This window comes from Muricauda sp. SCSIO 65647, assembly GCF_021534965.1.
Taxonomy (GTDB): domain Bacteria; phylum Bacteroidota; class Bacteroidia; order Flavobacteriales; family Flavobacteriaceae; genus Flagellimonas_A.
This window is the reverse complement of record NZ_CP091037.1, coordinates 278,926-299,794: the sequence shown is the minus strand read 5'-3', so window position 1 is coordinate 299,794 and position 20,869 is coordinate 278,926. Positions and strand designations below refer to the sequence as shown.

Below are 20,869 nucleotides of genomic sequence, written 5' to 3'. Positions count from 1 at the left end.
ATTTTGGTTAAGAAATGTTGCATATGTATTATTCCTCGTGCAAAAAATACAAATATGGTGTAGAGGGCTGGGGAGCCCAAAGAAGAACGAATGAATGGCTGAAATAAATTGAATTTGTAGAAAATACTTTTACAAAGTAAGATTCATCTTCTGTTGCAGTCTTATGAAAGCAGAATCCTTTTTCATAATATTAAATTCATCTACACATTTGACCCATGGAAGGGGGTACATTTTTCCGTGATAGGCTTCGTTTAAATATGCCATTGCCGAATCCTTTTGGTTCAAAGATGCCCGTAAGAAAGCCTTGTAAACCGGATTTACAAATTCCATATTGCTTATGGAGTCCATTTCCTTTGCTATTTCCAATGCCTTTTTCTTATTCCCGAGATTTGCATGAGCGCCCCCTATGGCGGAAAGGATGAGGTCATTTTTCCAGCCTATTTTCTCGTATTCACGAAGTGCTTTGTGATAATTTCTTTGATCATAGTAAACAGAACCAATTATAAAATGGGCAAAGGTGAAATTGGGTTCAAATTCCAAAAGGTCTCGTGCCTTCTGAACTGCTTTTTCATGATTACCGCTCATTTGATGAATCCAACCCAACCACAATTGATAGGTCGGGTAGAGCGGATTTATTTCAGTAGCAATTTCGGCATGTTGAACTGCAAGCTCATTCTCGCCCATTAATAAGTATAACCAGGCCAGATGGGCATGTGCAAATTCATCATTTGGATTAATTCTTATGGCCGTATCAAAAGATTCCTTGGCACTTTCCCAATCCCATTCGTTGTACATGCCAACCAAGGCTAGTGCTGTATGTCCATAGATTATATTTGGGTCCAAGCGCAGAGCCTGTTTTGCTGCGGCACCTGCACGTTGCATTACCCCTCTTTTGGAAACTTGTCCGTGACCGGAAATAGCATAGCCCAATGCCAAACCGGCATATGCAAAGGGATCTGCAGGGTCTAATTCAAGCGCTTTTTTAAGATGTGCAATCCCCTGATCAAAACCCATTCTGGTCCCTCTGTTTAGATGATACATGCCCCTTAGGTAATGCTTATATATTTCTGGATCAACACTGCGTTTTGTTTTCAACAACTTGCTCTCGTCCGGAGTGAGATTTACATTCACCTCGGCGGCGATTTTCTGGACAAGTTGGCTTTGAACATTCAATACGTTAGCAATTTGTTCGTAGTATTCCTGGGCCCACAAATGCCGCTCTCTGGGAAAAACCTCTATCAATTGTAGCTGGAGGCGTATACTATCTCCTGAAATAAATACGGAACCTTCCACAATGGCCTGAACTCCCAATTCCTTGGCAATATCTGGCAATAGTTTGTCAGTAGCATCCAAATATGGTAGCGTGGATGTTTTTGAAATAACACGAAGACCACTAATTTTACCTAGCTCACCAATAATTGCATCATGCATTCCCAGTGCCAGATATGACTGATCTTTATCTTTTGAAAGCGGTTTTAACGGTAGTATGGCAATGCTCCTTATTTCATTTTCGCCTTTTGGAGAGATAGCGCTATACTTTATCGAAATAAGTCCCGTGATGAATACTGCAGCAATTAGAATGATTACCATCCTTCGAGAAAAAAAGAGAATTAATCGGTTCTTCCAAATAAGAAAAACAGTTTCGTCTTTTTTTCCAGAGGTGCCGCCCATATGCTTGACCTCACCAGGTGAATAACCATAATAATCATGAAAACATTTGTGAAAATAGGAGGGAGTATTAAAACCTACGCGATAGGCAATTTCCGAAACTGTCGCCGCATCCTTCCGCAATAGCTTTATGGCTTCCTCCATTCTGATTTCTCTAATAAAATAGCTTATGGATTGACCTTTGAGCGACTGTAATCTTCTATATAGTTGAGATCTACTGATACCAATTTCTTTGGATAAGTGTTCTACGCCAAATTGTTCATTACGGATATTGTCAAGAACGATCTGCTTTAGTTTATTTAGGAATTCTTGATCCCGACTTAGCCCTTCAACCACTTGCATGTTAAAGTATTAGATGATAACTGCCACTTTAAATTTACAATATATTTATTCATTTTCCGGAGCCAGCCTTCAATGGGCCTTCCAGTCATATGTTTAAGGTTCTATCATACCTGCTATTAGTTGAGACAAAGAACTATGGTGCCAAAAGATATTGTAGAACAGTGCCACTCAACATTTAAATGATTTTTTCGACCTTTCCTAAAAACTAGGTCTTCTATTACAGTCTTTTGGTTCAGTATGGATAAACAGCAAATTTTGCCTTCCAATTGGATTGCAGCGTTCCCTTTAGGGAATGTTCACTCGATTTTTTGAGTTCCTCTAAAAACCTGTTTTTATTTTCACTTGGCAACTCCAAATCAATGGTCTTAAAATGCTGGACCTTATGGCCGAAGTAAGTAATGAGTTGATATGTGTTTAAATCCGAATTTTGTGTCCAGATTTTTGTGTACGCCGGCAATTCATAGTTTATAGGTTCTGGTTCGGATTCTGGATTCTTCAATGTGACTTTGAGATGCATATCGACCGCATTTATTTCAAATACCACATTGGATTTGCCATATTCGGTTTTTATTTCAGCTATTTCACAATCAAGCCCATGAGTTTTGTACGCTTCCACAATGGTTTTGTTCGAAGCCCAAAATTTCATTTGCAACACGTGTCCATTATTGGTCAGGGAATCTATCTCGGGTGATTTTTGGAGTGGTATCCACCAAAATGCTATTTTACCACTTGTCTTGACTGAAGGGTCATTTATGGAATACGTGCCAATATCCGCAATTCCCAGTATATGAATGAACTTGGAATTTTGGGATGTAGCCAATCCAAACTTACCGGAATCGATTTCGGGTGCCCAATCCGATAAGAACTCCAGGGCCATTTCGCCCTTAATATCCTTTAACTCACCGGTGAGCAAATACGAATCGGGCAGTTTCCCAAATTGCCCCGATGTTGGGGAGACTGCGAAAAAGCAAGTTGTTAGAATGGTAAAGACTTGAAGTCGGGTCATTGATTTATTGATTGTCACTTTGGTCCAGTACAAACTTTGGCCTTTTAATTTTACCCACACATGTCGTATCAAGTTCACTAACGGCACCCCTATTTTCCAAAAATTGATAAACAAGATTATCCCAACAGCTCCAATCAGTATAAGTGTGGCCCTGGTTTTTGAAAACTATATGCATGCTGTTCGGAAAAAGTTCACCAACGGATTCATTCATTCGTGGGGGGGTTAACACATCGTCCTCCCCAGAAAACAGCAACATAGAGGTTTTGCCACCTATTGGCTTGTCGGGCCATTGTGGAGTGGGCATTCTTTGCCATACCTGACAAGCCCTGAATTCAGTAAGTGCCCCTATTCCCCTTGTGAATAGCGTATCCAGCGCTTCAAAATTGCTTATCGGGTGCCTGTTCGATTCTTCGGGACAAAACTGTGATAGATGAAGCGGGATAGCCAGCTGCATTGAGGACAGATTGGACTCTATTAGCGGGGAAAAGTTTCCCGAATGGGCTTCCTTAATTATCGCTGGAAGCCTTTCAATTTGGGTCCCATGGTAGAAAAGGTTGGCCACCATGCCAAGGAAAACCATGTCGTTGAACCTTATGGTATGGGTCCTATTTGACTCCTTATGAACATAAGGGTAATCGATCGGAGATTTTTTTAAATCCTTTCTTAGGCCATATAGCTGATTTTCAAAATCGGGAAAGTTGGAACGACAAAGTGAATCGGCCTCACACCTTGACAACAGTTTCTCAAGGACACGTTCGATCTCATAATCCACAAATTCAAAAAGACCAAAATCAGGAGGGACCATTCCGGTGAACATAGCTGAACTCACTGAATTGGGGTATCTGCGGACCAGCTCCAGTCCGACCCTTGCACCGTAGGAGATGCCGTGGAAATCATATGCTTCAATATCCAGCCATTTACGGATAGCCTCCAGGTCCTCTACCTGTGCCGAAGTGTTGTAATGGGTGAGATCTACTTTATTCTGAACTTCTTTTAGGCAATCGGCTATCAAGGCGGTATCATATAAATAATAATCTAAGGGAAATGGTATTGATTCCATGGCCTTGCATGTGATTGCTGAAGCACCCGTTCCCCTTTTATCGACAATCAACACATCCCTGAGCTCACGAAAAGGTGAACTGAAACCATCTTTTTCATAATATGGGATAAAAAGACTGTTGGGTACTCCGGGGCCACCTGCGTAATCCACAAAAACGGAATTGCCAGGATTCGGCTCAAATGAGGGAAACAAATACACATTCAAAGGGATTTTTTTACCATTCTTATTGATTTGATCTTCATGTACTTCTATTGTGCCACAAAGGATTTCCTCATTTATTCCTTCCACCTTACAGGGTCTCAACATCGGGTATCTATGTTGAGCATCTTCCAAAGGATTTTGAGTGGTATTGCACGATAGAATAATGCTTATGAAGAAAACCGAAATAATTATGTGCTTCATTTGACAACAGCTCTTTAGTCAATGTTGGAACAATGATTGCATTCTATAGCATTACAATCTTACTTAATTTACTGATTTCATGCGAAATAAAGTTAAGCAATTAAGACAAGTTCATTTTATAGAAATACAATCAAATAGCACTTTGTATTAATGAAAAAGCAGTTGAATTTAGTAAATCAAACCACTCTTTCTCATAAATATGTTGTCATCGAATTATTTTTAATTCAATCTAACCCTGTCAAGAAAAAAGTGGAATAACACTTTCCCCAATGTCGGCCATCATTTCATCGGCCGGTCTTGAGCCGTACTTTAGATTTAATATCACGTGGTTGACACCATACGATTCCAACAATTTGAGATGGGCCTTTAAGTATTCCGTTCCTGATTTAAATCCGAGATGGATGGGTATCGGTTTTGTTGTTGAATCCGAAGTCAAGTCCACATAAAGGGATTGCATAAATGGCTTCCAGTTTTTTTTGGCCTTTCTAAGGGCTTCTTTCCACTGCCGAATAACAATTTGTAATGTGTTGAAATCCCTGGGGTAATAGAGCCATCCGTCGGAATGTTCCGCTATCCAATCCAATGACTGCCCCGAATGCCCTGTAACGAACATAGGTGTTTTTTTATGGTATTTGGGCAATAAATCAATCCCACCATTTGTGCTACCGTAAAACTTTGAAGAATATATGGGGAAATTACCCTGCAAAGCTTTTACATAAAAGAAACTATCCCTAAAAAGCTCTGATTTATGGTCCAAATTTTGATTAAAAGCTGGATATTCTATCGGACGATCACCTGATGCGACTCCCAAAATAAGCCTTTCATTTGAAAGTAGTTGAATGCTATTAATGGATTTTGCGGTGTGAACGGGATGCCGCAGCGGCAAAATAATACTGGCCGAGCCCAAAGCTATTTCTTTTGTATGGTTCATGATGTGGGCCATGTAGATCCAAGGGTCGTAAAGCTGCCCCGCATCACCAAACAGTGGGTCATTAAAGGGAACATCCCTGAACCAAAGTGCCTTGAAGCCCAATTCCTCAGCCCGCTTGGCAAGAGCCTCCTGATTTTTCATTTCAGCCACGGAGCCTTTATAAGCTTCTATCGGAAAAACCAGCCCTAGTGTAAGTTTGCCCTTAGTAGCTATTTTGTCAAAAACATCCATCTAGCCACCCACTATTTTTCCGGTTTCTGTAAGTAACCTTCTTATTTTTTCATTATCATAGGCATCGGTATGGGCTTTGTTAAAATCCCCTTTGTCATTATCAAAGTATTGACCACTATGGTTTGAAAATCTTTCTGAAACGCCAAGTTCATATAAAATAGCGGCACCTTTATCTGCGGAAGACCAATGTTGGCCATAAGCTTCCTGTACCATTTTGGTATTCAATAGTGACCCAGGATTTACGGCAATGGTGGTTATTTCCGGATATTTTTTTGCAAAGGCAAAACTCCACATCGTCAGCGCCAGTTTACTTTGTGCATAAGCCTTTTGATCGGAAATCCGTTCCTGTCCAGATAACGCGGTCAGGGAAACAGTTGATTGGGCTGCCGAGCTAAGATTGATGACCCGAGGTGAATTGCTTTTTTGTAACAACGGTAACAAACCGTTGGTAAGGAGATATGGAGCAAAATAGTTTACGGCAAATCGCAGATCCAAGCCATCTTGATTTGATGGAGCACTACTTTTAAAGACCCCTGCGTTGTTGATCAACACATCAATTTTTGAAATGCTTTCCGGGATATTGGAAACCATTCTCCCAATGCTTTCAAAATCTGATAGATCGGAAACCAAACCATTTGTCCTTCCACTGGAAGTATTGTTTTTGATTTCTGAAACGGTATTTTCCACCTTTTTGGGGTTTCTGCCGTGTACAAGTATTTTATGCCCGTCTTTTGCCAATTTCAGTGCAGTTAACTTGCCAATTCCATCTGTGCTTCCCGTAATTAAAATTGTCTTCATAGTTCATTAATTTCAATTCTTCCGTTCGTTCTAATGTATAGTAGCACTTCTCTTCCGGGATTTGTAAGGTCGTGGATAGCTTTTGAAGTTGAGCTAAAGGAACCTCCCGGGTCCAGTGTTTTCTTTTCTTGGTTTTGTGGAAGGGTATATTTCAATTCCCCTCTTATTACCACGCCATGTACAACTGTTCCATCCGTATTTATGGCTCCTTTGAATCCTTTGGGCAGCTTGACAAAAATTCCTTTTGAACCCTTATTTTCCCATAGAAAACTTATTTCAGCATTACTTTTGGTGTCGATCCAATTGGTTTGTTCACTGCTTAACCAAACCACATTTGCGGCATCCACATTTACCGGGCGTTCCCCGTTATCGAAAGATTCTTCAATGGGCTTCACCAAATAAGGACCATTGTCTATTTCGACAAGAGCCATGTTTTCTTCACCCTTGGCAGCAGTGATATGCGATTCTCCTTGCGGTTGTGTCCAAAAGCTACCTGGTTTCATCCACATCTTTTCTGCATTTGGGTCGTCGTTGTGAATGGCCCCTTTAATGACAACGGCCCTGTAGGTAACATTGTGAATGTGTGGAGGGGATGAAAATCCGTCAACAAACTTTGCCAGAAATCCTGTAGCCGTAGTTCCATTCCTATTGCCCCATATTGTTCCTGCTAGTGGACTTTGGTTCCCTCTGGCCGGGTTCAATTTTTCCCATATGATTTCGGAACTCAACAGAACTTTGTTTGTAGGGTTCCCGATTCCTTTCAAAGTATCGTTTTCAGTGTCCTTTGTTATCTGTCCATTACTTCGGAAAGAGCTTAAAAACAATACCAAAATTAGAAATAAGATATACCTTGTTTTTAAGTACATAAAACAAGTTTTAGTGTTCAACGACTACTTTTCCGATAGCTTTTTTACTTTCCAGTTTTGCATAAGCCGCACCTACGTTTTCAAGGGAAAATCGTTCTTCGTCAAGCAGAGGATTCAAACCTCCCGCCTCAGTTATCCGGGCAATATCCTTTAAGATTTTGCCATGTTCTTCTCTCTGAAAATCATGTAACATCGGTATCAGCATAAATACAACGTGCAATGACAGTCCCTTGAAATGCACGGTACTTAAATCAAGTTCGCAGAGAGAAACGGTCGAAGCTATTTGACCGTTCAGTGCAGCTGCCTCAAAAGATTTTAACATGTTTTCTCCTCCCACGGAATCGAAAACAATGTCAAATCCTACTCCATCTGTATACCTGTTCACATAGTCTTCAACCTGTTCCGTTTTGTAATTTATTGCTGTTGCGCCCAAACTTTCAATGATGGAGAGCTGTTCTTCCCCACCTCCGGTTGAATACACTTCCGCTCCAAAGTGCTTGGCAAGTTGCAGGGCAACGTGTCCTACACCACCGGTGCCCCCATGAACCAACACTTTTTGTCCGTTTTTAATACCGGCTCGTTTTAGGCCTTCGTATGCAGTTATCCCGACCAATGGTAGGGCGGCAGCCTCCCGCATGGTGAGGTTCTTGGGCTTGTGTGCCATCAATCTGCTGTCAGCGGCAACATATTCAGCCAAGGTTCCCTGCAAATCCGCTAGGCCGCCCACACAGCCATAAACTTCATCCCCAATCGAAAAATCGGTCACGTTTTCCCCTACTTCTTCAATTGTTCCAGCAAGGTCCATCCCCAATATTGCCGGGTTAGCCGGTGAGAAAGGTAGGTCTTTGCCCATATTTCTGATCATGGTATCCACGGTGTTGATACTTGATGCTGAAATCTTGACCAGAACCTGGCCGCTCTCTAAAGTTGGTGTTTCAACCTCTTCAGGTCTGAATACTGCATTTGCCCCATATTCATTGATTATCATTGCTTTCATTGATATTCCCTTTTTATGATCTTTAATTTACTTCTTGGATATCGATTACAAGTTGTTCCCAATTTTTTTGGTTGTTGTGGTCAAATTGGGCGCCGTTATCGTCGGCATACTGAAACCGTTTTACAGCTGGTGTTTTGCTCGTTGCCTGGAACAGCTGATAGGCTTCCTCCTTTAAAGCCTCGCTTATTGGCAAATCAATTGATGCATAGACCGCGCGTTTGCAAGCCTCGATGGACTCGGCTGGAAATTTGGAAATACGCTCTGCCAAGGTATCTACATATTCCCCTATTTTATCGGCATCAAGTGCCTTGTTGATAGTGCCAAATTTTTCCGCTTCATCAGCATCCCAATCCCTTGCTCCCAAAATTATTTCCAGGGCTTTGCCCAAACCTGTTTGTCTGGCCATGCGGGATGCGCCACCACCACAAGGTAGAATCCCCATACCCACTTCCATTTGCATGAATTTGGCTTTCTCTCTGGCTGCAAACCGCATATCGAGGGCCAATGCCATTTCATGGCCCCCACCACGGGCAAAACCTTCTATTTTGGCAATAGTGGCCTGAGGTACGTTGCTTAGCCTTTCCAAAACAGATTGCAAATCGAGAAGTTTCACTTCATTTCTAGGCACTGCTTCGGTAGACAAGTCTTTTAACAGGTCAGTATCATAGTGACATACCCAATATCCCGGATTGGAAGATTGAAATACAACTACCTTCACACTTCTGTCCCGTTCCAATCGTAAACATAGACTGTTTAGGTCTGCCAACATTTCTTGACCTTGTACGTTTACTGGCCCAAAGTTGATGTCCACCGTTAAAATTGCTCCTTTTTGCTCTGCCGTGAATGTTTGAAAATTCCTGTATTCCATTTCTAATGATTTTATTACTATAAAAATTATAGTTGCAAAACTAATTATAGTACTATACATTTGCAATAACGGTCAAAAATGATAGTATATAATTATGGAAAAAACAGAACCGAAAAAGCTGAGTTTTAAGGGTGTCGATTATCCTTGCTGTGCTAGCCTGACCATGGGGGTAATAGGTGGTAAATGGAAAACCGTAATTCTATATTACTTAATGAATGAAAAGTTGAGATATAATGAATTGAGAAAATCGATGCCCACGGTCACGGAGAGGACCCTTAGCCTTCAATTAAAGGCTTTGGAGGAAGATGGTCTCATAAGACGAAAGGTCTATACCTCCAAACCTCCCTTAAAGGTGGAATATTCATTGACTGATTTTGGCAAAACGTTGATTCCTATAGTTCAATCTGTCGCAGATTGGGGTGATTATGTGGCTGAAAGCCATTCGAAGTAGTTTTTGGGAATAGGTGATTTTGTTTTACGGATAGGGTGGATTAAAAACATATTAGATTTTAGGGCGAGATGATTGACCATTCTTATTTCAATGGTATGCTTAAAGCAGCCATTTGACTTAAAAATTGACCAAATTAAAAATGAACTTGCGGTAGTATTATAAAAACGGCGAGTTTATGAGACAGATTTGTGAGGAGAGGTAGATTCCCAAAGTATGTTCGTTTTATTGGACTACGCAGAATTTCTGAATTGGTATCAGAAACTTTCCGTTCTATAGAGTTAAAAATAGTTCACATACGTGCCATCTGTTTTTGGCATTGAAATTTATTATCTTTAAGTATTCCCTCGAATTGCTAAAAAATCAAAGAAATGGCTTCTTCAGAGTACAAGGGGCAAGATGAGAATTTTATCGAAAGACTCGAGGAAATTGTACTTGCCAACCTTGAAAACGAAAATTTTAGTGTTGAGGAACTCGCCCATACTTATGGAGCAAGCCGTTCGCAGCTACATAGAAAACTGAAGCGGATAAAAGGGCATTCTGTTAGCCAATTTATAAGGAAGATAAGACTTAGGGAAGCCATGAAAATGCTTCAGAGCGATGTGGCCAGCGTTTCGGAGATTGCTTATAGAGTAGGGTTTAGCAGTACCTCTTATTTCAATACCTGTTTCCATGAGGAATATGGTTATACTCCGGGCAAAGCAAAATACCAGACTGCATATGAGGAGGTAACCGAGCCTTCTTCCCCAGTGGTGGTGGAAAGGTTGGTAAATCCAGGGAAAGAAAAACGGTTCTTCAAAAATCAGTGGGTTATCGCCGTTGCATCAATAGTGTTGCTTTTAATAGGCTTTTTTTTAATCAAAGGTTACAAATCAGAAGAAAAGGAAGGGGTGATATCGATAGCAGTCCTTCCCTTAGATCATTTATCTGAGGATTCCAGCCAAGAGTATTTGACCCACGGCATACATGATGCTTTGATTGGAGAACTTGGAACCATAAAGGGCTTAAGGGTCATTTCAAGAATTTCAACACTTCAGTTCAAGGACAAAGAATTGCCCATTCGGGATATTGCCAAGCAACTTGGTGCGGATCATTTGGTGGAAGGTTCACTCATCTATAAAGGTGATAGCATACGAATGCAACTACAGTTGATCGATGTTTTCCCTGAGGAAAAACACATTTGGGCCAAAGACTACCATAACGATGTCAATGATATTCTATCGGTAAGAAATACAGCGATACAGGATATTGCCAATTCGATAGAGGTTACCCTCGACGAGGAGAAAAAGGAACGACTTCAGCTACAAAATACAAATCCGGAAACCTATAAAGCATACCTAAGGGGAATGTATTACCTGACCAAATCCAATGCTGAGGATTTTCAAAAGGGATTGGATTATTTGCACAAGGCGGTGGAGATAGACCCAGCCGACCCTCTCGCCTATGCCGGTTTGGCAGAAGGATACGCCCTCTTAGGGCATGGTCCCGACCCTATGAACGCCCCTTGGAGAAGGGGAAAAGCGGCCGCTTTGAAAGCCTTGGAGTTGAATCCTAAATCTGCCAAAGCACATTCCGCTCTCGCAATGATCCAACTCTATTATGAACGCGATTGGAAAGCCGCGGAAAGGTCATTCGCAATTGCGGAAGAATTGAATCCAAACCTTCCTTACAATCATTACCATTACTCATGGTATCTCATTCTTTTGGGAAAATGGGAGGAAGCTGTCAAAGAACACCAATTGGCCAAACAATTGGATCCATTGGCGCCTTTGATAACCTCTGACATGGGCCTGCTTCATTTTTGGATGGGGAATTACGAAAAAGCCTTGAAAGAAGTTAAGGAAGCCTTGGAAATCGATAAAGAGTATGCATCTGCTTGGAGTACAATGGGTGATATTTACATCGAGAAGGGAATGCCCCAAGAAGGAATCAATGTGATAAAAAAATCCATTGAAATCAACCCTGCGGCCTTGTATGAATTGGGAGTCGCCTATGCGAAAACGGGAGACAAGGATAAGGCCCTTGAAATAGCTGCTGAATTACAAGAGGGTGAGGTCAGCTCTAGGGAAGCTTTTGGGCTAACGCTTATATATGCCCACCTCGGTAATTTTGATGAGGCTTTCAAATGGTTGTCCAAAAAACCCATGGATGTATTCGCCCCTTGGCTCAGGGTTTGGAATGGTCCCGAAGAATTCAAAAAAGACTCTAGGTTCAAACAGTTTTTAAAAGAGCTCAAACTTCCCCCACTGGAGCCTTCTGCAACATAATTTAAAAAATCAACATAGTCGAAACCAAGTTTTGAATTAATCACTACATAATCAAAATTGGTTTATTGCGCTTTTCCAGACCTTTGGTACAAGCGTTCGCTAATTGATTGGCCAATCATTTTCTCTAATGTTTAACCGGGTTGTAATGACCATAAAATCAATTAATTATGAAAACAAAAGAATTGTTTTCCTGGAAAACCACGTCTTTATTTTTAGCGGTTGTGGCCGCAATCACGACAATTGGATGCAATGATACTGATGATCAGGATTACATTACCATTGATTCTGAAGCCCAAGATGGCGAATGGGTAAATTTCATTGAAGACCTCTCTTTTGAATCCATTATCTTAACAGAAAACCAAGAGGGTTTAAATGAGGCATTACAGGAGGCCGCTGAAGGGGATTTGATATTTTTTGAAGATAATAATGTCCAAAAAAAGCAGAACCTAAGTAATTCTGACGGTTCCTTCTTTTCGTTGGCCGGATTCGACGGTGAACAAATTGCAATCAGTAACAAAACAGGTTCAAGTATCTCCTTAAATGCGGGCAAAGATGAAAAAGCCAGTAAAGGCAGAAGAAGTTGTCGCATTACGAAGATTGCTAGGTCCGCTCTTTCTGCGGATATCGCGCATTATCAGATAATGGTACGTATGGGCAATGGACCTTACGATGTTGTTCGCATCCATAGAGTAGTGCGGGAATCACGAAAGTATAGACCCATTAGAACCAAAGGAAATGTATTTATGATTCATGGTTCGTCACAGGATTTCGATGATATTTTTCTACGTCCCGGAGTGGAAACTCCTGATGCAACCAATTCTTCTCCCTTTTATCTGGCTTCGAACGACATCGATGTTTGGGGTATTGACCTGGGTTGGACCTTGGTGCCAATTGAAACCACTGATTTTTCTTTCTTTCAGAATTGGGGAATCACGAAAGACGCGGGACATGTGTTGAAATCCATGGCGATTGCGAGATTGGTTCGAGGATTGACCAGACAAGGTTTCGGGAAGATGAACCTGTTGGGTTTTAGCTATGGTGCGGGATTGACCTATAATGCCGCCATTAAGGAAACGAAGCAGCATCGTATTTTGAGGGATATCAAAGGTATAATCCCAACTGACTTTGTATTGGTTTACGAGCAAAACGATAGCCCTTTTGCCGCCGGTAGTTGCTCCTTGTCTCAAATGTCGGAAGCAGCACATGCGAACGGGGAATATCAAAATGCAAATGGTGTTGGTTTTGTTACCGTGGGTCAAGCGGCTCTTGAAAATCCCGAAGGTGATTCCCCATTTGCGCCCGGACTGAGCAATTATCAGTTTGCTTTGGCGGCCGCTGGGGGACCACAGCCCAATGGGCCCGATTGGCATTTTCTAGGAGGCGAATTCGATGGGCAAATACCATCAGGGCTTGCATATACCCAGGAGGAGCGATGGTTTAAACTGTTGGTATCTTTGGCGCCATACATGCCGACATATAGCGCCGCGGAGGGCTTCAAGCGGGTTTGCCCGGAAAACCGTGAAAATACGATTGCTGAACTAGGTGAAATCAAAGTGCCGGTATTATATCTAGGTGCCCAAGGGGGGTATGGCAATGATGCGGTATTTTCCACCACACTTTTGGGGAGTACCGATGTAAGTGTTGAGATTGTGACCAAATTTCCTGATGGGCCGCGAATCTTGGATTATGGCCATGCTGACCTTTTTATGGCCGACGACGCCCCTGAACTTGTGTGGCGTCCCTTGAAGGATTGGTTGGTCAGCCATTAAACCAAGAACACTAAACAGAAAAACCTCCAATCTTTGGAGGTTTTTTCATTACCCTAATGCTAAGTTTTGTTTTCAAAATTTGCGTGTTTCTTCGGTAGAAGTTTTGAGATTCAAATTTTTCTTTCTCGACTTTATAACTTTATATTAATACTTTTATGGCATACATTTTAATTCATATACAAATGCATACCAATAAAATCTTGCCCTTATTTTTTACCTTATTGTTAGTAATGACGTTATTGGCTTGTAAGAATAATAAAGAATCTAAAGCTGAAGCTTCAAGTTTGGAGAAATCAAAAGAAACAGTCTTGACCAAGAATAGTAGTGTATTGTTATCTGAGTTTAAAAATATCATCAATGACAAAGAAACCAACTTGTATGTTCTTAGAAACAACAATGGGGTAGAAGCCATATTTACCGATTACGGTCAAAGACTGATTTCTCTTTTTGTGCCGGATAGAAATGGAAATATGGAAGATATAGTCTTAGGGTTCAATACGCTGCAAGAGTATATTGATTCCAAAGAAAAATATTTTGGGGCAACGATCGGCAGGTATGGAAATAGAATTGCCAAGGGCAAATTCTCAATTGATGGAAAGTCTTATCAATTGGCAACCAATAATGGAGAGAATCACTTACATGGTGGGGACAAGGGATTCAATGATGTTGTGTGGGATGTAAAAAAGGTCACCGAAAATGAAATTGAGTTCAAAAGAGTTTCTCCTGATATGGAAGAAGGTTATCCCGGCAATTTAGATGTTACGGTGCATTACCATCTAACAGATGATAATGAACTTGAGATTACTTACAAGGCGACGACCGATAAGGCTACCCATGTAAACCTTACGCATCATTCCTTTTTTAACCTCAAAGGCGAGGGCGAGGGTACCATTAATGACCATTTGCTCTACATCAATGCTGACCGTTATACCCCAGTAGATGAAGGATTGATTCCGATAGGCAAACTTGAAATGGTCGAGGGCACACCTTTTGACTTCAGAAAACCGAAACCCATTGGTCAAGACCTCGAGGTCAAAAATGGGCAATTGACGTTTGGCAACGGCTATGACCATAATTTTGTCTTGGGTGAAAGCCCTAAAAACAACAAGGGACTTGTTTTGGCAGCTAAGGTAATCGAACCCACGAGTGGTAGAATAATGGAGGTCTACACCGATGAGCCTGGATTACAGTTCTACGGAGGTAATTTTTTGGATGGGACCATCATTGGGAAAAAGGGAAAACCTTATATCTTCAGAGGGGCATTTTGTTTGGAGACACAACATTTTCCCGATACGCCGAACAACCAAAACTTTCCAACTACACTATTGAAGCCAGAAGAAGAGTACTCCTCTACATGTATCTATAAATTTCTAGTGGACAAAAAACCCTGAACGGTTTTGTTTTTAAGATTTAGAAACGGAAATTCAAAATATAGGTAACTCCCGGTTCATTTTTTGGTAGTATTTCGAAGGGGTAAGACCAGTACTTTCCTTAAATTTTCGATTGAAGTTTGTGATTGAGTTAAAACCTGATCTTCGGGATATTTGAGCAATGTTCAAATCTTTTCGATCTATCAAAAGTTGTCGGGCATGTTCTATCCTTAATTCGATAAGAAATTGGAAAAAAGTTTTATTGGTACGTTGTTTGAAAAACCTACAGAACGCATTGGGCGTCATATGTACCAAGCTGGCAGCCTCGACGAGGCGGATTTCGCTTTGAAAGTTTTTGGTCACATAATCAAAGACTGTCTGTAATCGCTGACCTTCGTTATTCGATAAGGTTCTGTCAAGCACAAAATCGGTCAAGGGATCGATTTTTGAAGCGCAGATTTTTTTTAGGATTTTTAGAAAGCTCAAAAATTTAGCAAAATTGTTCGAATGGGGCAGTTTCGACATCATTTCGCCAACAGATGCTTTATTGGTTTCTAAACGGAAGCTACGTGATGCCATATCAAAAAATGGATGGACCCGCTTAAGTTCAGGAATCTCAAAAAAACCATCACCGAAAGAGTTTTTTGTAAAGAATACCGAAACCATGTGGCTATCGTTCAGAGCATCCAGGCTTTGAAAAAGATGGGCACTTTTACTGCCAATGGCAAAAGTATCACCTTCTTGAAACGGGTGTACACTGTCAACCACAAAGAGTTTACCCCTTCCTTGTATTATATGGCTTAGTTGAATCTCTTCATGTTGGTGCAGTTTGTCAAAAAAAGCTTTTCCACGATCGACCTCCACTATCAACCTCTTGTTGGGGGGTTTGGGAATTATGAATGGATAAACTTTCATAAGGGTTGTTTAGTTGTCAAAATCGGCGATTTTATTAATAATCTCGCCTCATTATAATACCGAAATTTCTTAAAAAGAAAATGCTGCCGTAATCTCGATAATTGCGAATATGGTACAATATTATTCAATTCTTGTACTATTTTATCATTCTGAATATTAATTTTTTGCCAATCTACTTTTAATTGTTAGTTTCATATTTAATAAATGTAATTATTACGTTTATAAAAGTAAACAAACTATTCTAAACTCTAAAGTCTATGGAGAGCTACTCACTAAAACTAAAATGTCCACCCTTTAGATTGTTTTTTTTGGCACTGCTATGTTTTGTTTTTTCTCAATCTGGATTTGGACAGGGAAACACCGTTTCAGGTACGGTTACCGATGGTCAAGGTCAACCTTTGCCTGGGGTAAGTATTGTTGTAAAAGGAACCGCAACCGGCACACAGTCTGATTTTGATGGAAATTATAGCGTTTCTGCACCATCTTCAGCCACATTGATCTTCTCGTACATTGGTTTCACAACGCAGGAAATTGCGGTAGGTAATCAAGACACCATTGATGTTGTCATGCAAGAAGATGTGGCCAAACTTGATGAAGTGGTGGTTATTGGTTATGGAACTTTGAAGCAAAAGGAAGTAACCAGTGCTATTATCAGCGTTAAAGAAGAAAGCTTTAACCGGGGAAACATTAACACCCCAGAACAATTACTGGCAGGAAAAGTGGCGGGATTGACCGTTTCAAGACCAGGAGGCAGCCCAACTCAAGAAGCTACAATTAGGCTTCGCGGTTTAACTACTTTCGGAGCCAATACTGAGCCCTTGATCGTAATAGATGGGGTAATTGGGGGGAGCTTGAACAATGTTGATCCAAATGATATCGCATCAATCGATGTTTTAAAAGATGCTTCAGCGGGTGCTATTTATGGTACTAGGGGGAGTTCAGGAGTGATCATTATTACGACAAAATCTGGAACTACCCAACAAAAGGCACAACTTGATATCAATGCCTATGCAGTACTGGAATCTATTGCCAATACCCCGCAAACAGCCAGCTTTGAAGAGTTCAGGGCGGCAAACAGCGTTGATTTTGGAACGAGGACAGATTGGTTTGATGAGACCACCCGTACCGGTGTTACAAACGTTTACAACGTGGCTTTTTCGAACAATTCCAATGGTACTTCCTATAGGGCCTCGATGAACTATCGTGATATTGAAGGAATCATTCGAGGGCAAGATATCAATGTCTTTAATACCCGTCTGAATATTTCACAGAATCTTTTTGATGATAGATTACGGCTAACCGGTATTATGTCGTTTACGCGAACGAATTCCGATCTTGAGAATGAGGGCGTATTGAGGCAGGCCTTATTATGGAATCCTACCGCACCCGTGTTTGAAAACAGGACTGAGGCCGAACTCGGCCGAGATCCAAACAGATTTGGCGGATATTTCGAAACGGAAGAACAAAATGTGTTCAATCCGGTCGCCATGTTGGATTTGAATACCAGGGAAAGGATGGATAAACGCACGTTGACCAACTTTAAAGCAGATTTTGAAGTTATCAATAATCTTACGCTCTCTGCCAATTACTCTTATCAGGTGACCAGCAGATTGGAGGGGTTTTATAGCAATTCAGGATCAATAACAGGTGGTGACAGGGGGTTGCCAGGAGGTGAACAAGCTGGGGGTAGAGCTGAAAGATTTACTTCAGATGAGAGTGACCAGCTCTACGAGTTTACCGCATCTTATGCCGATTCATCCGGCGACTTAAATTATAATGTACTTGTAGGGTATGGCTATCAGGAGCAGTTTTATGAAGAATTTTATGCTACCAATACAGATTTTATAACCGATGGGGTGCTTTGGAACGATTTGGGTTTGGGTCTAGGTCTCTTCAATCCAGATGGTACCGTGGCGGCACTAGATTCCTTTAAGTCTGAAAGCTTATTGACCTCTTATTTCGCCAGGGCAAACTTCAACTATAAAGACACCTATAATTTAGCGGCAAGTTTCAGAAGGGAAGCTTCATCAAGATTTGGTGACAACAATAGATGGGGTAACTTCTGGGCAGTAAGTGGTAGTGTTAATTTAGACAAGTTATTCGAATTTGACAAAGTGGAGATTCTAAAATTTAGGGCTGGCTACGGTTTAACGGGTAATACCCCGGTACAGCGATATGCTTTTTTGGAAACCCTTGGGTCAGACCCCAATAATTTAGGTTTCGTAAATAGTGAATTCATTCCTGCAGTTGAGCCAACCTCCAATCCAAATCCAGATTTAAAATGGGAAGAAAAGGGAGAACTGAACATAGGATTGGACTTTTCGATTTTCTCTGGAAGAGTATATGGGTCTTTTGATTATTTCAATAGAACCACCTCCGATTTGTTGAACGAAATCGATGTTCCCAGCCCACCTAACTTGTTTCCCAGAACCTTGATAAATTTAGGAGAGCTCGAAACCAATGGGTTTGAAGCGCAGGTCAATTTCGGAATCTTCAGAAATGATGAGTTTACTTGGGACTTCGGGGTAATTTTTGATACCAACGAAACAAAACTGGTACGGTTCAACAATTTGGAAAACTCTGAGTTTTTAATAGAGAATCTTGGAACCCCGGGCTTCAACAATCTTCTCGGGACAAGGGTTAGGGAAGGAGATGTTATCGGTAATATCATGGCCCCACGATTCGTTGGATTTAATGACGAGGGGCGTGCATTGGTTCTCAGTGCCGATGGAGAGGAGATATTGGCAAATGATGCTTCGGCAGATGATTTTGTGGTAGCGGGCAACGGACTACCCGATTTTAGTTTGAGCTTCACCAATACGTTTACCTATAAAAATTTCGATTTGAATTTTCTATGGAGGGGTGTTTTTGGCCATGAACTTGCCAATTTGCCAGCGGCTAAGTTGGGTCACCCTGTAAGGGCCACCCAGTTTAGGTACATAACCGGAGGTTTTTTCAACCCCGATAGCGCTGATGATAGCGCATGGCATACCGAGTATGTTGAAAACGCATCTTTTTTAAGATTGGACAATATTACCCTGGGCTATAATATGGACACTAAAAATCTTGGTCCTTTGACGAAGCTGAGGTTTTATGCCTCAGGGAACAATCTGATTACCATTACAGACTATTCCGGTGCCGATCCCGAACCAAGATTTGAAGGGAATACCGGCATATTGGCTCCGGGGTACGACCGTTTGGGAGACTATTTTCCCACCCGCTCATTTAACATAGGCATTAATGCAACTTTCTAAGCAAAAAAATTGTACGATATGAGAACGAAAACTTTACTAATTATCAGCTTGTTGCTTACGGGTTTCCTTTACCACTCCTGCAGTGATTTAGAAGCAGAGGTGCATTCAGAAATTACGCCCGAAAGTTTTTATCAAACAGATGTTCAATTAGCAGCTGCAGCTGCAGCTGCCTATACCCCGTTGTACGGGTATTGGGGTCTTTTTGAAGAACAAGATATAACAACAGATCAATCAACATGTCCTATTAGGACCAATGGTGGATGGAACGATGGCGGACTCTGGCCGCGTTTGATGCGACACGAGTTCAACGAACGTGATTTTGTCAATGGAGAGTGGACCAAGTGGTTTGGGGGCGTGGCCTCGTGCAATCGATTGATTGAGATTTTTGAGGCCAATGTAGGTGAAGATGCCCCTATTATCTCAGAACTAAGGGCACTTAGGGCCTTTTATTATTTCAAACTGCTGGATCTGTTTGGCAATGTTCCCATCGAGACAGAATTTGCTGAAGCCGATGCGGCTCCATCTCAGTCTTCCCCATCTGAAGTTTTTACATTTATTGAACAAGAACTGATAGAGAGTATCCCCAATTTGCGAGAGGAGAAAAATATAGAAACCTATGGCAAAATGAACAAGTGGGCCGCGTATACCTTGCTTGCCGATTTGTACATCAATGCAGAGCGATTTGATGCGGGCCCTCACTATCAAGAAGCGGCGGGTGCTGCGAATGAGGTCATCAATAGCGGGGCTTATTCTTTGGAATCAGGATATTTCAAAAATTTCAGGGTTGAAAATGAAGATTCAAATGAGAATATTTTCGTGGTGCCCTATGATAAGAACAATGCCAGGGGACTTGTAATTTGGTCAGGTGCGCTTAACCAATCGGCAAGACCCACATACGGGTTGGTAGGTCAACCATGGGGTGGGTTTAGCATTCAAGAAGATTTTTACAATGCCTTTGATGAAAACGACAAGCGTAGAGGCATGTTTATCGTAGGCCAGCAATATACTGGAGAAGCCCAACCCATTTGGACCGATACCGATGGTTTCTTTTATAACAACCCTCAGCCCGAGTTTGAATTGGTAGACTGTACGGAAGATTTTAATAGAGCCCTGCCCGAGGAATTGGAAGAAAAACCGATTGATTGCAATATTTTCATTACCCCTGAGATTTCATTGACATCGGCAAGGGGCATTGCATACTATCGAGAAGGGGCACGATATGGAAAATATGAGATTGAACTGAATTCAGGTCAACGTAATTATTCCAATGATTTTGCTATTTATCGTTTCGCCCATGTACTATTGATGCGTGCCGAAGGCCTATGGCGGCAAGATAACGGTAGTGCAGAGGCATTGAATTTGGTCAACCAAGTAAGGGCTCGTGCTGGTTTGGATGCATTGACTGTTCTTAGTGAAGATGATTTGTATTGGGAGCTGAAAAAAGAACTGGCCATGGAAAACCACGCACGGCCCATTACCATCCGTTTTGGACATTGGGAAGATGCATGGTTTTTAAAGGAAGCAAATCCTGGAGAGCTTTTTAAGAGGTTCTATCCGATTCCCCAATTACAGTTGCAATCAAACGTAAACCTTGTTCAAAACCCTGGCTATTAATAAGTTGTAGTTTTTATATTGTTTGAGTTAGTTTTTTTAATTTTAAAAGAGGGACTTAGGTCC

At 41.3% G+C, this 20,869-nt stretch carries 15 protein-coding genes; 6 read left to right on the top strand and 9 right to left on the bottom strand.

What is annotated here, in order from left to right; all coding sequences use genetic code 11:
• Window positions 1-129 precede the first annotated feature (129 nt).
• The 8 genes from L0P89_RS01265 to L0P89_RS01230 form a co-directional block, all read right to left on the bottom strand.
• Window positions 130-2,010, bottom strand: coding sequence for a helix-turn-helix domain-containing protein (locus L0P89_RS01265; protein ID WP_235266594.1), 1,881 nt, complete (start codon window positions 2,008-2,010; stop codon window positions 130-132).
• Window positions 2,011-2,242: 232 nt separating this feature from the next.
• On the bottom strand, window positions 2,243-3,016 hold the full coding sequence (locus tag L0P89_RS01260; protein WP_235266593.1) for a hypothetical protein: 774 nt from the start codon (window positions 3,014-3,016) through the stop codon (window positions 2,243-2,245).
• A gap of 4 nt (window positions 3,017-3,020) precedes the next feature.
• Window positions 3,021-4,478 carry an alpha/beta hydrolase gene (locus L0P89_RS01255; protein ID WP_235266592.1) on the bottom strand — a complete coding sequence of 486 codons (1,458 nt, stop codon included), beginning with the start codon at window positions 4,476-4,478 and terminating at the stop codon, window positions 3,021-3,023.
• 238 nt (window positions 4,479-4,716) lie between these two features.
• The gene (locus L0P89_RS01250) at window positions 4,717-5,640 is read right to left on the bottom strand and encodes an LLM class oxidoreductase (protein ID WP_235266591.1); all 924 of its coding nucleotides are present in this window, start codon (window positions 5,638-5,640) and stop codon (window positions 4,717-4,719) included.
• Window positions 5,641-6,438 (bottom strand): SDR family NAD(P)-dependent oxidoreductase, encoded by a 798-nt coding sequence (locus L0P89_RS01245; protein ID WP_235266590.1) that lies wholly within the window; start codon window positions 6,436-6,438, stop codon window positions 5,641-5,643.
• Window positions 6,435-7,166, bottom strand: coding sequence for a DUF4437 domain-containing protein (locus L0P89_RS01240; protein ID WP_235266589.1), 732 nt, complete (start codon window positions 7,164-7,166; stop codon window positions 6,435-6,437). The genes L0P89_RS01245 and L0P89_RS01240 overlap by 4 nt, the downstream gene beginning before the upstream one ends.
• 148 nt (window positions 7,167-7,314) lie before the next feature.
• Window positions 7,315-8,301, bottom strand: coding sequence for a zinc-dependent alcohol dehydrogenase family protein (locus L0P89_RS01235; protein ID WP_235266588.1), 987 nt, complete (start codon window positions 8,299-8,301; stop codon window positions 7,315-7,317).
• A gap of 22 nt (window positions 8,302-8,323) precedes the next feature.
• A complete protein-coding gene (locus L0P89_RS01230; RefSeq protein WP_235266587.1) occupies window positions 8,324-9,169 on the bottom strand; it encodes an enoyl-CoA hydratase/isomerase family protein in 846 nt (281 codons plus the stop codon).
• Between the two features lie 94 nt (window positions 9,170-9,263).
• Here L0P89_RS01230 and L0P89_RS01225 point away from each other — a divergent pair, with 94 nt between their 5' ends.
• From L0P89_RS01225 to L0P89_RS01210, 4 genes are all read left to right on the top strand, one after another.
• Window positions 9,264-9,620: a winged helix-turn-helix transcriptional regulator gene (locus L0P89_RS01225; protein ID WP_235266586.1), complete on the top strand. Its 357-nt coding sequence runs from the start codon at window positions 9,264-9,266 to the stop codon at window positions 9,618-9,620.
• Window positions 9,621-9,988: 368 nt separating this feature from the next.
• On the top strand, window positions 9,989-11,884 hold the full coding sequence (locus L0P89_RS01220) for a helix-turn-helix domain-containing protein (protein WP_235266585.1): 1,896 nt from the start codon (window positions 9,989-9,991) through the stop codon (window positions 11,882-11,884).
• A gap of 167 nt (window positions 11,885-12,051) precedes the next feature.
• The gene (locus tag L0P89_RS01215; protein WP_235266584.1) at window positions 12,052-13,653 is read left to right on the top strand and encodes a hypothetical protein; all 1,602 of its coding nucleotides are present in this window, start codon (window positions 12,052-12,054) and stop codon (window positions 13,651-13,653) included.
• Window positions 13,654-13,961: 308 nt separating this feature from the next.
• A complete protein-coding gene (locus L0P89_RS01210) occupies window positions 13,962-15,044 on the top strand; it encodes an aldose epimerase family protein (RefSeq protein ID WP_313790938.1) in 1,083 nt (360 codons plus the stop codon).
• Window positions 15,045-15,077: 33 nt separating this feature from the next.
• Here the strand turns inward: L0P89_RS01210 and L0P89_RS01205 are convergent, their stop codons facing one another.
• Window positions 15,078-15,938, bottom strand: a complete 861-nt coding sequence (locus L0P89_RS01205; protein WP_235266582.1) for an AraC family transcriptional regulator — start codon at window positions 15,936-15,938, stop codon at window positions 15,078-15,080.
• A gap of 257 nt (window positions 15,939-16,195) precedes the next feature.
• Here L0P89_RS01205 and L0P89_RS01200 point away from each other — a divergent pair, with 257 nt between their 5' ends.
• Complete coding sequence (locus L0P89_RS01200; RefSeq protein ID WP_235266581.1) at window positions 16,196-19,192, top strand: SusC/RagA family TonB-linked outer membrane protein; 2,997 nt, start codon at window positions 16,196-16,198, stop codon at window positions 19,190-19,192.
• An 18-nt stretch (window positions 19,193-19,210) separates the two neighbouring features.
• Window positions 19,211-20,806, top strand: coding sequence for a RagB/SusD family nutrient uptake outer membrane protein (locus L0P89_RS01195; RefSeq protein WP_235266580.1), 1,596 nt, complete (start codon window positions 19,211-19,213; stop codon window positions 20,804-20,806).
• Window positions 20,807-20,869 lie beyond the last annotated feature (63 nt).

Bases quoted from the DNA above. Each gene is read 5' to 3' on its own strand.
- L0P89_RS01230 (WP_235266587.1), bottom strand. From the start codon at position 9,169: ATGGAATACAGGAATTTTCAAACATTCACGGCAGAGCAAAAAGGAGCA.
- L0P89_RS01265 (WP_235266594.1), bottom strand. From the start codon at position 2,010: ATGCAAGTGGTTGAAGGGCTAAGTCGGGATCAAGAATTCCTAAATAAA.
- L0P89_RS01245 (WP_235266590.1), bottom strand. From the start codon at position 6,438: ATGAAGACAATTTTAATTACGGGAAGCACAGATGGAATTGGCAAGTTA.
- L0P89_RS01250 (WP_235266591.1), bottom strand. From the start codon at position 5,640: ATGGATGTTTTTGACAAAATAGCTACTAAGGGCAAACTTACACTAGGG.
- L0P89_RS01215 (WP_235266584.1), top strand. From the start codon at position 12,052: ATGAAAACAAAAGAATTGTTTTCCTGGAAAACCACGTCTTTATTTTTA.
- L0P89_RS01225 (WP_235266586.1), top strand. From the start codon at position 9,264: ATGGAAAAAACAGAACCGAAAAAGCTGAGTTTTAAGGGTGTCGATTAT.
- L0P89_RS01260 (WP_235266593.1), bottom strand. From the start codon at position 3,016: ATGACCCGACTTCAAGTCTTTACCATTCTAACAACTTGCTTTTTCGCA.
- L0P89_RS01195 (WP_235266580.1), top strand. From the start codon at position 19,211: ATGAGAACGAAAACTTTACTAATTATCAGCTTGTTGCTTACGGGTTTC.
- L0P89_RS01205 (WP_235266582.1), bottom strand. From the start codon at position 15,938: ATGAAAGTTTATCCATTCATAATTCCCAAACCCCCCAACAAGAGGTTG.
- L0P89_RS01220 (WP_235266585.1), top strand. From the start codon at position 9,989: ATGGCTTCTTCAGAGTACAAGGGGCAAGATGAGAATTTTATCGAAAGA.
- L0P89_RS01255 (WP_235266592.1), bottom strand. From the start codon at position 4,478: ATGAAGCACATAATTATTTCGGTTTTCTTCATAAGCATTATTCTATCG.
- L0P89_RS01200 (WP_235266581.1), top strand. From the start codon at position 16,196: ATGGAGAGCTACTCACTAAAACTAAAATGTCCACCCTTTAGATTGTTT.
- L0P89_RS01235 (WP_235266588.1), bottom strand. From the start codon at position 8,301: ATGAAAGCAATGATAATCAATGAATATGGGGCAAATGCAGTATTCAGA.